This is a genomic window from Streptomyces sp. NPDC001507 (assembly GCF_042894765.1).
GTDB lineage: Bacteria > Actinomycetota > Actinomycetes > Streptomycetales > Streptomycetaceae > Streptomyces.
On the sequence record NZ_JBIAVV010000014.1, the window covers coordinates 235,291 to 248,171 of the forward strand.

Here is a 12,881-nt window from a genome sequence, read left to right on the forward strand (position 1 = left end):
TCGCGCAGGGGTGGAGCCGCACTGTTCGCGCACCGCGACTCCTCAGTCACGCTACGCTCACGAAAGGCCTGACGCAGACCGCGCCAACCGACACGAGACCGGCACCTCACCCAACCATCGCTCTCCATTCCCCGCTCACCCCGCGCCACGGCACGACACGGCACTTCCTGGCACTTCACAGCAGAACGGCACAAGGCGACGAATGCCCCAGCACACCTCCGGGTCCGACCGGGCGGCGATCCCCCCAGCCGCCCGCGACGGTGGCAGCGTGCGGCCGCCCGCTCCCTCGACGCTCGACGAGCTGTGGCGGTCGTACAAGGCGACGGGGGACGACCGGCTGCGGGAACAGCTGATCCTGCACTACTCGCCGCTGGTCAAGTACGTGGCCGGGCGGGTGAGCGTGGGCCTGCCGCCCAACGTGGAGCAGGCCGACTTCGTCTCCTCCGGGGTGTTCGGGCTCATCGACGCGATCGAGAAGTTCGACGTCGACCGGGAGATCAAGTTCGAGACGTACGCGATCACCCGGATCCGGGGCGCGATGATCGACGAACTCCGGGCGCTGGACTGGATCCCGCGCTCGGTCCGGCAGAAGGCGCGGAACGTGGAGCGGGCCTACGCCACCCTGGAGGCACGGCTGCGGCGCACGCCCTCGGAGGGCGAGGTGGCCGCCGAACTGGGCATCGAGGTGGACGAGCTGCACGCCGTCTTCAGTCAGCTGTCGCTGGCCAACGTGGTGGCGCTGGAGGAGTTGCTGCACGTCGGGGGCGAGGGCGGCGACGGCCTGAGCGTCATGGACACGCTGGAGGACACCGCGGCGGACAACCCCGTGGAGGTGGCCGAGGACCGGGAGCTGCGGCGCTTCCTGGCGCGGGCGATCAACACGCTGCCGGAGCGGGAGAAGACCGTGGTGACGCTCTACTACTACGAGGGACTGACCCTCGCCGAGATCGGGAACGTGCTGGGGGTCACCGAGAGCCGGGTGAGCCAGATCCACACCAAGTCGGTACTGCAGCTGCGGGCGAAGCTGGCGAGTTTCGGCCGCTGAGCGGCGGTTTCCGGCGCCCGGCGGCGGCCGGGCGCCCGGTCTTCCGGTCGTGCTGCCTCCCGTCCGGCCCGACGCGTCCGTAGAGTGGTCGACGTGCCAAGGATTCGAGCGGCCTCCGTGGCCGAGCACCGGTCGATGCAGCGAGCCGCCCTGCTGGACGCGGCGCGGTCCCTCCTGTCCGAGGGCGGGACGGAGGCGCTGACCTTCCCCGCGCTCGCCGAGCGCACGGGGCTGGCCCGGTCGTCCGTCTACGAGTACTTCCGCTCCCGGGCCGCCGTGGTCGAGGAGTTGTGCGCGGCCGACTTCCCCGTGTGGGCGGCGGAGGTCGAGGCGGCGATGGAGCAGGCGGCTACCGCCGAGGGCAAGGTCGAGGCCTATGTGCGGCAGCAGCTCGCCCTGGTCGGGGACCGGCGGCACCGGGCGGTGGTCGCGATCTCGGCGAGTGAGCTGGACGCGGGGGCACGCGAGAAGATCCGGGCCGCGCACGGCGGGCTGGTCGCGATGATCGTGGAGGCGCTGGGGGAGCTGGGGCACGAGCAGCCCCGGCTGGCGGCGATGCTGGTGCAGGGGGTCGTGGACGCCGCGGTACGGCGGATCGAGCTGGGGGCGGCGGAGGACCCGGTGGTGATCACCGAGGCGGCTGTGGCCATGGCGCTGCGGGGTGTGCGGGGCTGAGGGTCAGCTGGGGCTGGGGCCCCCACCCCTGCCGCCCGGCTATGGAGCTGGGGTGACTGCAGCGCCCCTCAGGGGCGCTGGGGGTGCCCCCGGCCGAAGGCTGGGGGAGGAACTGCGCGATCAGCCCCCACGCACCCGCAGTCGCGCGACCGCCCCTTGCCACCCCTTCGGTGGCGAAATCCCGGCTCACCCCTCCGGCAGCGGCACCCCCAACACCGGCAACAACCTCGACGGCCCCGCGTTCAACAACCACGGCGGCAACAGCAGCAACGGGTCCAGGTACACGTCTCCCCTGAGCAGCCCCCAGTGCACGCACACCGTCGGGCAGTGGGCTCCGACCGCCGGCACCGTCCCCACCACCTCCCCCGCCGCCACCACCTGCCCCTTCTCCACCGTCGGCGTCACCGGCTCGTACGTCGTGCGCAGATCTGTCCCCGTCAGTGCCACGGACACCACACCCCTCCCGGCCACCGGCCCCGCGTAGGAGACCCGGCCCGCCGCCACCGCCCGTACCGGCGCACCGGGGGCCGCGCCCAGGTCGACCCCGCGGTGCCCGGGGCCGTACACCGTCGCCGGAGGTTCCCAGCCGCGCAGCACCGGTGGCCGTACCCCCACCGGCCAGGCGCGGGCGACCGCCGGCACGGGTGGCGGCGTGTCCGCCGCCACCCACGCCCGGGCCGCGGCCGACCCCAGAGCCAGCGGCAACGCAGTCGCCGCCCACATCCATCGCATCGCCCGTCGCATGACCAACATGGCCAAACGGTCCCGCACCCACGCCGATCATGGCCGGTACCTGTGGATTACTCCCGAGTTGTGGACAGCGGCGTCACCCGACGCCTCCCCGGTCCCGTACACTTCCCTTGGCGATCCGGGTCACCGGGTCGACTTCGCACGCCCCGACACCTGGCCCTCACCAGCAGGTGTCAGCGCTTCTCGGTCCTTCGCGGCACAGCGCACACGGGCGTCAGGCGCGGGAGCCGTCCGGCACCCGCGGCACAACCGAGAAATTCAAGGAGATACGGCCATGGCCGTCGTCACGATGCGGGAGCTGCTGGAGAGCGGCGTCCACTTCGGTCACCAGACCCGTCGCTGGAACCCGAAGATGAAGCGCTTCATCTTCACCGAGCGCAACGGCATCTACATCATCGACCTGCTCCAGTCGCTGTCGTACATCGACCGCGCCTACGAGTTCGTCAAGGAGACCGTCGCCCACGGCGGCACGGTCATGTTCGTCGGCACGAAGAAGCAGGCGCAGGAGGCCATCGCCGAGCAGGCCACCCGCGTCGGCATGCCCTACGTCAACCAGCGCTGGCTGGGCGGCATGCTCACCAACTTCTCGACCGTCTACAAGCGTCTGCAGCGCCTCAAGGAGCTCGAGCAGATCGACTTCGAGGACGTCGCCGCGTCCGGTCTGACCAAGAAGGAGCTTCTCGTGCTCTCGCGCGAGAAGGCCAAGCTTGAGAAGACCCTCGGCGGTATCCGCGAGATGCAGAAGGTGCCCAGCGCCGTCTGGATCGTGGACACCAAGAAGGAGCACATCGCGGTCGGCGAGGCCCGGAAGCTCAACATCCCGGTCGTCGCGATCCTCGACACCAACTGCGACCCCGACGAGGTCGACTACAAGATCCCGGGCAACGACGACGCGATCCGCTCCGTCACCCTGCTCACCCGCGTGATCGCCGACGCCGTCGCCGAGGGCCTCATCAGCCGCTCGCGCGTCGCCACCGGTGACAAGGGCGAGAAGGCCGCCGGCGAGCCGCTCGCCGAGTGGGAGCGCGACCTGCTCGAGGGCGAGAAGAAGGCGGACGACGCCGAGGTCCAGACCTCCGCCGAGACCGAGAAGGTCGCCGACGCCGAGCAGGCCGAGGCTCCGGCTGCCGCCGAGGCCGCTGCCGAGGCTCCGGCCGCCGAGGCTCCGGCTGCCGAGGCTCCGGCCGCGGACGCCGAGCAGGCCTGACCCGTCAGCGTTGACGGCGGGGGCGGCGACATCCCGTACGCCCCCGCCGTTCACCCATAGATTCGCGCTCCACATCTACGTGTGGTTCGTGGATCGGGCAGATCTCCCGACTTCGAGAAAGACTTAACGACTCATGGCGAACTACACCGCCGCTGACGTCAAGAAGCTCCGCGAGCTCACCGGCGCCGGCATGATGGACTGCAAGAAGGCCCTGGACGAGGCCGAGGGCGACGTCGACAAGGCTGTCGAGGCGCTCCGCATCAAGGGCCAGAAGGGCGTCGCCAAGCGCGAGGGCCGCTCCGCCGAGAACGGCGCCGTGGTCTCGATCATCGCCGACGACAACTCCTCCGGCGTCCTCGTCGAGCTGAAGTGCGAGACGGACTTCGTCGCCAAGGGCGAGAAGTTCCAGGCCGTCGCCAACGCCATCGCCGAGCACGTCGCCAAGTCCTCCTACGCGGACCTGGACGCCCTGCTCGCCTCCGAGATCGAGCCCGGCAAGACCGTCCAGGCGTACGTCGACGAGGCCAACGCCAACCTCGGCGAGAAGATCGTCCTGGACCGCTTCGCGCAGTACGCCGACGGCTACGTGACCGCCTACATGCACCGCACGATGCCCGACCTGCCGCCGCAGATCGGTGTCCTCATCGAGCTCGACAAGCCGAACGCCGAGATCGCCAAGGGCGTCGCCCAGCACATCGCCGCCTTCGCGCCGAAGTACCTCTCCAAGGAGGAGGTGCCGGCCGACGTCGTCGAGTCCGAGCGCCGCATCGCCGAGGAGACCACCCGCGCCGAGGGCAAGCCCGAGGCCGCCCTGCCGAAGATCGTCGAGGGTCGCCTCAACGGCTTCTTCAAGGACGCCACCCTGCTCGGCCAGCCGTACGCGCTGGACAACAAGAAGTCGGTCCAGAAGGTCCTGGACGAGGCCGGTGTCACCCTGAAGCGCTTCACGCGCATCAAGGTCGGCATCTGAGTCCGTACCGCGATCGACGCGCGACCCGCGGGGAAATCCCGATAGGGTCGGTCGACAGCAGTCGTCCGTACGCACCGCCACACCCACGGGCGTGACGGACGGCGGCAGATCTGACGAGGAGGCCATTGCCGCGCATGGGCAGCGAAAAGCGACCCCACCGGCAATGGCCTTCTTTGTATGTGCACCACGTGAAAGAGGCGGGATCTCCATGACCACCAAGGCCCAGAAGAGTGACGACGGCAAAGTGCGCGGCCGGTTTCTGCTGAAGCTGTCCGGAGAGGCCTTCTCCGGTGGCGGCGGCCTGGGCGTGGACCCCGACGTGGTGCACAAGATCGCCCGTGAGATCGCGGCCGTCGTCCGCGACGGCGCACAGGTCGCCGTCGTCATCGGCGGCGGGAACTTCTTCCGCGGCGCCGAGCTCCAGCAGCGCGGCATGGACCGGGCCCGCTCCGACTACATGGGCATGCTCGGCACCGTCATGAACTGCCTCGCCCTCCAGGACTTCCTGGAGAAGGAGGGCATCGACAGCCGGGTGCAGACCGCGATCACCATGGGGCAGGTCGCCGAGCCGTACATCCCGCTGCGCGCCGTGCGCCACCTGGAGAAGGGCCGCGTGGTCATCTTCGGCGCCGGTATGGGCATGCCGTACTTCTCCACCGACACCACCGCCGCCCAGCGTGCCCTGGAGATCGACGCCGAGGCGCTGCTCATGGGCAAGAACGGCGTGGACGGGGTCTACGACTCCGACCCCAAGACCAACCCCGACGCCGTCAAGTTCGACTCCCTCGGCTACGGCGAGGTCATCACCCGCGAGCTCAAGGTCGCCGACGCCACCGCGATCACGCTCTGCCGCGACAACAAGCTGCCCATCCTGGTGTTCGAGCTGCTCGCGGAGGGCAATATCGCGCGCGCCGTCAAGGGTGAGAAGATCGGCACGCTGGTGGGTGACCAGGGCGGCCGGGACTGACCGGCACCGCCTGACGGACCCTGACCGGGGGATGGACAATGTCCTGCCGGTCGGGAACCGTCGGAGAAAGAAGACGCGACGCAGCCGGCCGCCGCCTCCGGGCGGAACCGCAGCCGGGCCTTACTCAAGACACGCAGGAGCAAGTGGTGATCGAAGAGACCCTCCTCGAAGCCGAGGAGAAGATGGAGAAGGCCGTCGTGGTCGCCAAGGAGGACTTCGCCGCGATCCGCACCGGCCGTGCGCACCCGGCGATGTTCAACAAGATCGTGGCCGACTACTACGGCGCGCCGACGCCGATCAACCAGCTGGCCTCGTTCTCCGTGCCGGAACCGCGCATGGCGGTCGTGACCCCGTTCGACAAGACGGCCCTGCGCAACATCGAGCAGGCCATCCGCGACTCGGACCTGGGCGTCAACCCGAGCAACGACGGCAACATCATCCGGGTGGTGTTCCCCGAGCTCACCGAGGAGCGCCGCCGTGACTACATCAAGGTCGCCAAGGGCAAGGCGGAGGACTCCCGGGTCTCCATCCGCTCCGTCCGCCGCAAGGCCAAGGACGCCATCGACAAGCTGATCAAGGACGGCGAGGTCGGCGAGGACGAGGGCCGCCGCGCCGAGAAGGAGCTCGACGACACCACCGCGAAGTACGTCGCGCAGGTGGACGAGCTCCTCAAGCACAAGGAAGCGGAGCTTCTCGAAGTCTGATGAACGACTCATCCTGGGGAGCCCCGCCGCACGCCGGGCCGCAGCCCGGGCAGGCCGGACCACCGGCCGGGTACTGGGAACCGACCGATCAGGGCACCGGCCAGGGGTACGACCACGGCTCCGGCCAGGGATACGGCCCCGCCCACGGGTCCGGCCCGGGGTACGGCACGGGCGCAGGCCCTGTCCACGGTCCCGGTCAGGGGTACGGCCCCGGTCACGCTCACGGCTACGACCAGGGGCATGTCCAGGGAGCCGCTCCTGCGGGTCCCGCGTACGATGCGCAGAACGCGCAGCAGACTCGCCCCATGCCCGTCGTGCCCGACGACGTGCCCGCGTACGGCTCGGACCAGGACGGTGACAGGGGAACCGCTCGGCTGGGCGGTCCCCCGTTCCGAGACGAGACGTTCCGTCACGACACACCGTCGGCGCAGCCCCTGCCTCACGCGGCGGCGCCGCAGAATCCGGAGCCCATGCCCGACGCCCCACAGCCGGCGCCCGCGCCGCAGAAGAAGAGCGCGGGACGCGACCTGGGCGCGGCCATAGGAGTCGGCGTCGGACTGGGCGTCGTGATCGTGGCGTCCCTGTTCGTCGTCAAGGCCGTCTTCGTCGGTGTCGTGGCGGTCGCCGTCGTGGTGGGCCTGTGGGAACTGACCAGCCGGCTTCAGGAGCGCAAGGGCATCAAGGCGCCCCTGGTCCCGCTGGCGCTGGGCGGCGCCGCGATGGTGGTCGCCGGGTACGCGCGGGGCGCGGAGGGTGCGTGGGTCGCTCTCGCCCTCACCGGCCTCGCGGTCCTGGTCTGGCGGATGACGGAACCTCCCGAGGGCTACCTCAAGGACGTCACGGCGGGCCTCTTCGCGGCGTTCTACGTCCCGTTCCTTGCGACGTTCGTCGCGATGATGCTCACCGCGGAGGACGGCCCGCAACGCGTGCTGACCTTCCTCCTCCTCACGGTGGTCAGCGACACCGGCGCCTACGCGGTCGGCTGGCGCTTCGGCACCCACAAGCTCGCCCCGCGCATCAGCCCCGGCAAGACCCGCGAGGGCCTGGTCGGCGCGGTGCTGTTCGCGATGGTCGCGGGCGCGCTGTGCATGGAGTTCCTGATCGACGACGGCACCTGGTGGCAGGGCCTGCTGCTGGGCGTCGCGGTCGCGGCCAGCGCCACGCTCGGCGACCTCGGCGAGTCCATGATCAAGCGGGACCTGGGCATCAAGGACATGGGCACGCTGCTGCCGGGCCACGGCGGCATCATGGACCGCCTTGACTCCCTGCTGCCGACGGCTCCGGTGGTGTGGCTGCTGATGGTGCTGTTCGTCGGCAGCGGCTGACCGGGCCGACCCCGGCCGATCAACAGAGTCGTCGGCAGGGTGCGGCGCACAACTGTCGCAGCCGAGCCCCCGTCCCTCGCAGGGCGGGGGCTCGACGGCATGTCGGCCCCGGATGACGCAGCACACATCGCATGGTCGTTCCGGCGCGAGGCAGACTTCCGATGAGGACGCCGTCTCCTCCGACGCGCGGAGAGGGTGTCCATGCCCCTGAATCCGGGTCGAGCGGCCCGGTCCACGCCCGCTTCCCCGGCATCCGGCCGGCCGTACCACCGGAGGAAGCCGAGTTCCAGCGCCGGGGCCTGATCCGCGGACCGCGTACGCTGCCCGTGACGTGGTGACCGGCGCGGGCCGGCGAGGACCGAGGAGGACCCCACCATGCTGACGACCACCTACGTGCCCGGCGCCCCCAACTGGCTGGACCTGGGCACCCCCGACCCCGACGCGAGCGCCGCCTTCTACGCGGCCGTCTTCGGCTGGCAGCACCGGTCCGCCGGTCCCGAGGCGGGCGGCTACGGCTTCTTCCAGCAGGACGGCGGGACGGTCGCCGGGATCGGCCCGCTCACCGGGGAGAGCGCGGGCGCGTCCTGGCGGGTGTACTTCCACACCCCGGACGCCGACGCCACCGCCAAGGCCGTGGAGCAGGCGGGCGGCAGCGTCCGGATCGCCCCGTCGGACGTCTTCGCCTTCGGGCGGGCGGCCGCCTTCGTCGACCCCGCCGGCGCGGACTTCGCGGTCTGGCAGCCGGGCGAGACCGCGGGCCTGGACCTCGTCGCGGTCCCCGGCAGTCTGGCCAGGACGGAGCTCTACACCACCGACGCGAACACGGCGAAGGCGTTCTACGGGGCGGTCTTCTCCTGGCAGACCCGGGACGTGCCGATGGGCCCGGGACTCACCTACACGATCCTCACCCCGGCCGGCGCCGGTCCCGCGGCGGCCCACGGCGGCCTCATGCAACTGCCCCAGGCCAACCTCGACGCCGGATCGACCCCGGAATGGCATCCGTACTTCGAGGTGAGCGACTGCGACGCCACGTTCGCCACCGCCACCGACTCCGGAGCCACCGCCCTCATGCCCGTCACCGAGGCCCCCGGCATCGGCCGCTTCGCCATGCTCCTCGACCCCTTGGGCGCCTTCTTCGCCATCATCACCACGGCCAGGGGCTGAGCCCTCGGCCCCCGGCCCCCGGCCGGATCCGCGGTCGCAGGCCACCTCAGTTGATCTGCGGCGTGCGTGGGGAGCTCCCGTCCCGACCACCGTCGACCCAGGCAGAGCCGAGCAGACGCGGCCCAGGGCAGGGCGTCAAGGTCGTTCGTGCAGTGGCGCGCTCCACCTTGACGCCCTGAACCACGCCCGCTCCACGGAGTGTGGGTCGACGGCTGACGGGATGGGAGCTGGGGAGGGTGGTGGGTTGAGGGGTTCTGGATCAGGTGTCGACGCTGGGCCTCGGCTGGCGGCTATCCCTCACCCGGCAGCGAGGAGAGGTGTGCTGGGTGAGCGGGACCGGCGCCGCTGAGGGAATCAGAAACCGTTGCGCCTGTGGCACGTCTGTGCGACAAGATGTGCCCATGATGCGAACCGCGCGTGCGCTGCTTCCCCTCCTCCTACTGCCAGTGCTCCTCACAGCATGCGCCGCGGACAAGAAGGACAGGACGGAAGGGGCGGCCGCCGACAGCGCCGACCTCGACGCCGCCGCGCGCGACTGGGGCATCGCGCCGGAACTCGTCTATGTCACCGAGGTGTCCGGTTACACCGTGTTCCAACAGTCGGTCGGCGCGTACGACGACGAGTTCGCCGCGGCATACCGGTCGGAGAAGGACGCTACTAAGTTCGGCCTATTCGTAGGTCGCGGCACGATGACAGCGGAGAGCTGCCCCAAGCAGCCGTTGGGCGAGGTCTCGGACAAGCAGGTCACCTGTGAGCACGACGGCGCCGCCTGGTACCGCAAGGCCGATGGCAGTCACGAATACGCGGTGCCTGACGACGGCGTTGTGATTCATCTGATCGCCGACGCGGACAAGGTCGACCGAGCCATTCTGCGTAAGGCGGCCGAGGCGGTCCACCGCCCGGATGACGCCGAGCTGGCCGCACTCCAGCCAGACACGAACGGTGCGGATACCTGAGCGGATGGCATGAAGTCGACGGATGCCACTTTTCGCACCGGTCCTGCGGGAGGTGCGGACGCGCCGTAGGTTGTCCCGGTGAGGCGATACTGTGCGCCATGGCGAGTGTCAAGCTCGGGCTCGGTGCCTGACACCAACGGTCCTGAACAGCGACGGTCAGCGCCGGACGCCAACGGATGATCAGCTGAGGACCACGGCCGGTTGGCTCACGTCGATGGCATCGCGTGTAAACGGTGCACCGATGTCATGACCTTGTTAGCCCTTGAAGGAGCCCTTGGTCCGCTCTTTCGCGCCCCGCACCCTGCCCCGCGCTTCGAGAGCGGCGCCTTTTGCGGCAAGGGTTTCCTTGTGCACCGCGTGGGCTGCCTTCCGCACGGTCTTTCCGACGACCTGTTCGGCCTTTGCCTTCGCTCTTTCTGCGGCACTCATCTCGATACCTCCACGTCACTGGCCGTGTGCCCTTGAGTCAGGGGTCACAACCACCGCAGCGACCGGCAGTCGCCTCAGCAGCATCCGCCGACCGAGCACCGAGCGTCCGTACACGCTGAGCCGCAGGTCAGTGGATGGGCGAGGTGATCCGTTTGTGAGAGGTCAAGAGCCTGACTTCGTCGGCCGGGCCGTCTGTGGGCCGTCCGAGGACGATCGGCGGCGACCGGTGACGACCAGTAACGACAGTCGTCCAGAGCGACAGCCGCAGGCCACCTCAGTTGATCTGCGACACTGGTACAGCCATGCCTAATCCCGGAGAACTCACTTTCGTAGCGCCACGCGGTGCCAAGAAGCCGCCGCGGCATCTCGCCGATCTCTCGCCCGCCGAGCGCAAGGACGCGGTGGCCGAGGTGGGGGAGAAGCCGTTCCGTGCCAAGCAGCTGTCGCAGCACTACTTCGCGCGGTACGCGCACGACCCCGAGCAGTGGACCGACATCCCGGCCGGTTCGCGGGACAAGCTGCGGGAGGCGCTGTTCCCCGAGCTGATGACGGTCGTACGGCATCTGTCGACCGACGAGGGGACCACGCGCAAGACGCTGTGGCGGCTGTTCGACGGCACGCTCGTCGAGTCGGTGCTGATGCGGTACCCGGACCGGGTGACCATGTGCATCAGCTCGCAGGCGGGCTGCGGGATGAACTGCCCGTTCTGCGCGACCGGGCAGGCGGGTCTGGACCGGAACCTGTCGACCGCCGAGATCGTCCACCAGATCGTGGACGGGATGCGGGCGCTCCGGGACGGGGAGGTTCCCGGGGGACCGGCGCGGCTGTCCAACATCGTCTTCATGGGGATGGGGGAGCCGCTCGCGAACTACAAGCGGGTGGTCGGAGCGATCCGGGCGCTCACCGACCCCGCCCCGGACGGGCTCGGCCTCTCGCAGCGCGGGATCACCGTCTCGACCGTCGGACTGGTCCCTGCCATCCACCGGTTCGCCGACGAGGGCTTCAAGTGCCGGCTGGCGATCTCGCTGCACGCCCCCGACGACGAACTGCGCGACACCCTCGTCCCCGTGAACACGCGGTGGAAGGTGCGCGAGGTCCTCGACGCCGGGTTCGAGTACGTCGAGAAGAGCGGGCGGCGGCTCAGCATCGAGTACGCCCTCATCCGGGACATCAACGACCAGGCGTGGCGGGGGGACCGGCTGGGCCGCCTGCTCAAGGGCAAGCCCGTGCACGTCAACCTCATCCCGCTGAACCCGACGCCGGGTTCGAAGTGGACCGCGTCGCGGCCGGAGGACGAGAAGGCGTTCGTCGAGGCGATCGAGGCGCACGGTGTGCCGGTGACGGTCCGGGACACCCGTGGGCAGGAGATCGACGGAGCCTGTGGTCAGCTCGCGGCCACCGAGCGGTAATCTGAGGGCCGCAGGTACATCTTCATATTCCGACAGGGGAGCGCCACAGCGCTGAGAGTGCGGCAACCGGGCCGCAGACCCTCTGAACCTCGCCCAGGTCATTCTGGGTAGGAAGTTCGGTCATCACTCAAGCTGTTGCGCCCTGCCCGCACACCGCGGGCAGGGCCGCGTCTCTTCCTGGTCAACCCCAGGAGGAAAACACCAGTGCACACAAGGACCTTCTTGGCCGCGGCCGTCGGGCTCGGCCTCGTCACGCTGTCCGCGTGTTCGTCGTCGTCGGGTTCCGAGGCCGACTCCAAGACCGTCACCCTGGTCAGCCACGACTCGTGGGCCGTCTCCAAGAACGTGCTCCAGGACTTCGAGAAGCAGTCCGGCTACAAGGTCAGGGTCCTCAAGGACGGCGACGCCGGGCAGGCCGTCAACAAGGCGATCCTGACCAAGGACAACCCGCAGGGCGACGTCTTCTTCGGCGTCGACAACACCCTCCTCTCCCGGGCCCTCGACAACGGCCTCTTCCAGCCGTACGAGGCGAAGGGACTCGGCACGGTCGGCACGGCCTACCAGCTCGACGCGGCCAAGCACCGGGTCACGCCCATCGACTACGGCGACATCTGCGTCAACTACGACAAGGCGTACTTCAGCAAGCACAAGCTGACCCCGCCGACGTCGTACGCCGACCTCGTCAAGCCGCAGTACAAGAACCTCCTCGTCACCGAGAACGCGTCCACGTCGTCGCCGGGGCTCGGCTTCCTGCTCGGCTCGGCCGCGCAGTACGGGGACAGCGGCTGGCAGGGCTACTGGAAGAAGCTCCAGGCCAACGGCGTCAAGGTCGTCGACGGCTGGGAGCAGGCCTACAACGAGGAGTTCTCCGGCTCGGCCGGCGGCAAGAAGGCCGGCGGTGACCGGCCGCTCGTCGTGTCGTACGCCTCCTCGCCGCCCGCCGAGGTCATCTACGCGGACCCGAAGCCGAGCACCGCGCCCACCGGGGTCGCGACCGGCACCTGCTTCCGGCAGATCGAGTTCGCGGGGCTGCTGAGCAACGCGGGGAACACCAAGGGCGGCAAGGCGCTCATCGACTTCCTGGTCTCCAAGGAGTTCCAGGAGGACATGCCGCTGAACATGTTCGTGTACCCGGTGGTGAAGGGCGCGAGCGTGCCTGCCGAGTTCACGAAGTACGGGCCCGCCGCCCAGGACCCCGAGACCATGGCGCCCGACAAGATCGCCGCCAACCGTGACCAGTGGGTCAAGACGTGGACGTCACTCGTACTGAAGTAGCCCCG

12 protein-coding genes and 1 riboswitch are annotated in these 12,881 nt (G+C 69.7%); of the genes, 11 read left to right on the top strand and 1 reads right to left on the bottom strand.

Annotation, left to right across the window (positions count from 1 at the left end; all coding sequences use genetic code 11):
- Positions 1–202: 202 nt before the first annotated feature.
- Both whiG and ACFY0K_RS39025 read left to right on the top strand, forming a co-directional pair.
- The gene (gene whiG / locus ACFY0K_RS39020) at positions 203–1,045 is read left to right on the top strand and encodes an RNA polymerase sigma factor WhiG (RefSeq protein ID WP_089098491.1); all 843 of its coding nucleotides are present in this window, start codon (positions 203–205) and stop codon (positions 1,043–1,045) included.
- A 117-nt stretch (positions 1,046–1,162) separates the two neighbouring features.
- Entirely contained in the window at positions 1,163–1,720 is a 558-nt protein-coding gene (locus ACFY0K_RS39025; protein WP_390643916.1) for a TetR/AcrR family transcriptional regulator, read from the top strand.
- Positions 1,721–1,906: 186 nt separating this feature from the next.
- Here the strand turns inward: ACFY0K_RS39025 and ACFY0K_RS39030 are convergent, their stop codons facing one another.
- On the bottom strand, positions 1,907–2,473 hold the full coding sequence (locus ACFY0K_RS39030; protein WP_390643834.1) for a murein hydrolase activator EnvC family protein: 567 nt from the start codon (positions 2,471–2,473) through the stop codon (positions 1,907–1,909).
- Positions 2,474–2,744: 271 nt separating this feature from the next.
- Between ACFY0K_RS39030 and rpsB the strand changes: the two genes are divergently transcribed.
- The 9 genes from rpsB (at position 2,745) to ACFY0K_RS39075 (ending at position 12,876) form a co-directional block, all read left to right on the top strand.
- Positions 2,745–3,677, top strand: a complete 933-nt coding sequence (gene rpsB / locus ACFY0K_RS39035) for a 30S ribosomal protein S2 (RefSeq protein ID WP_390643835.1) — start codon at positions 2,745–2,747, stop codon at positions 3,675–3,677.
- 133 nt (positions 3,678–3,810) lie between these two features.
- The gene (gene tsf, locus ACFY0K_RS39040; protein WP_390643836.1) at positions 3,811–4,647 is read left to right on the top strand and encodes a translation elongation factor Ts; all 837 of its coding nucleotides are present in this window, start codon (positions 3,811–3,813) and stop codon (positions 4,645–4,647) included.
- A 208-nt stretch (positions 4,648–4,855) separates the two neighbouring features.
- Complete coding sequence (gene pyrH, locus ACFY0K_RS39045; protein ID WP_351959657.1) at positions 4,856–5,614, top strand: UMP kinase; 759 nt, start codon at positions 4,856–4,858, stop codon at positions 5,612–5,614.
- A gap of 146 nt (positions 5,615–5,760) precedes the next feature.
- On the top strand, positions 5,761–6,318 hold the full coding sequence (gene frr / locus ACFY0K_RS39050; RefSeq protein WP_132889831.1) for a ribosome recycling factor: 558 nt from the start codon (positions 5,761–5,763) through the stop codon (positions 6,316–6,318).
- Positions 6,318–7,643: a phosphatidate cytidylyltransferase gene (locus ACFY0K_RS39055; RefSeq protein ID WP_390643837.1), complete on the top strand. Its 1,326-nt coding sequence runs from the start codon at positions 6,318–6,320 to the stop codon at positions 7,641–7,643. The genes frr and ACFY0K_RS39055 overlap by 1 nt, the downstream gene beginning before the upstream one ends.
- Before the next feature lie 375 nt (positions 7,644–8,018).
- Positions 8,019–8,807 carry a VOC family protein gene (locus tag ACFY0K_RS39060; RefSeq protein WP_390643838.1) on the top strand — a complete coding sequence of 263 codons (789 nt, stop codon included), beginning with the start codon at positions 8,019–8,021 and terminating at the stop codon, positions 8,805–8,807.
- Between the two features lie 401 nt (positions 8,808–9,208).
- Positions 9,209–9,763: a hypothetical protein gene (locus tag ACFY0K_RS39065; protein WP_390643839.1), complete on the top strand. Its 555-nt coding sequence runs from the start codon at positions 9,209–9,211 to the stop codon at positions 9,761–9,763.
- A 731-nt stretch (positions 9,764–10,494) separates the two neighbouring features.
- Complete coding sequence (gene rlmN / locus ACFY0K_RS39070; RefSeq protein WP_351959654.1) at positions 10,495–11,601, top strand: 23S rRNA (adenine(2503)-C(2))-methyltransferase RlmN; 1,107 nt, start codon at positions 10,495–10,497, stop codon at positions 11,599–11,601.
- Positions 11,602–11,625: 24 nt separating this feature from the next.
- Positions 11,626–11,733: riboswitch (TPP riboswitch) on the top strand.
- 72 nt (positions 11,734–11,805) lie between these two features.
- Positions 11,806–12,876 carry a thiamine ABC transporter substrate binding subunit gene (locus ACFY0K_RS39075; RefSeq protein WP_390643840.1) on the top strand — a complete coding sequence of 357 codons (1,071 nt, stop codon included), beginning with the start codon at positions 11,806–11,808 and terminating at the stop codon, positions 12,874–12,876.
- Positions 12,877–12,881: the final 5 nt, after the last annotated feature.

Coding starts and splice junctions, on each gene's coding strand:
- whiG (WP_089098491.1), top strand. CDS start 203: ATGCCCCAGCACACCTCCGGGTCCGACCGGGCGGCGATCCCCCCAGCC.
- ACFY0K_RS39030 (WP_390643834.1), bottom strand. CDS start 2,473: ATGTTGGTCATGCGACGGGCGATGCGATGGATGTGGGCGGCGACTGCG.
- rpsB (WP_390643835.1), top strand. CDS start 2,745: ATGGCCGTCGTCACGATGCGGGAGCTGCTGGAGAGCGGCGTCCACTTC.
- tsf (WP_390643836.1), top strand. CDS start 3,811: ATGGCGAACTACACCGCCGCTGACGTCAAGAAGCTCCGCGAGCTCACC.
- pyrH (WP_351959657.1), top strand. CDS start 4,856: ATGACCACCAAGGCCCAGAAGAGTGACGACGGCAAAGTGCGCGGCCGG.
- ACFY0K_RS39055 (WP_390643837.1), top strand. CDS start 6,318: ATGAACGACTCATCCTGGGGAGCCCCGCCGCACGCCGGGCCGCAGCCC.
- ACFY0K_RS39060 (WP_390643838.1), top strand. CDS start 8,019: ATGCTGACGACCACCTACGTGCCCGGCGCCCCCAACTGGCTGGACCTG.
- ACFY0K_RS39065 (WP_390643839.1), top strand. CDS start 9,209: ATGATGCGAACCGCGCGTGCGCTGCTTCCCCTCCTCCTACTGCCAGTG.
- rlmN (WP_351959654.1), top strand. CDS start 10,495: ATGCCTAATCCCGGAGAACTCACTTTCGTAGCGCCACGCGGTGCCAAG.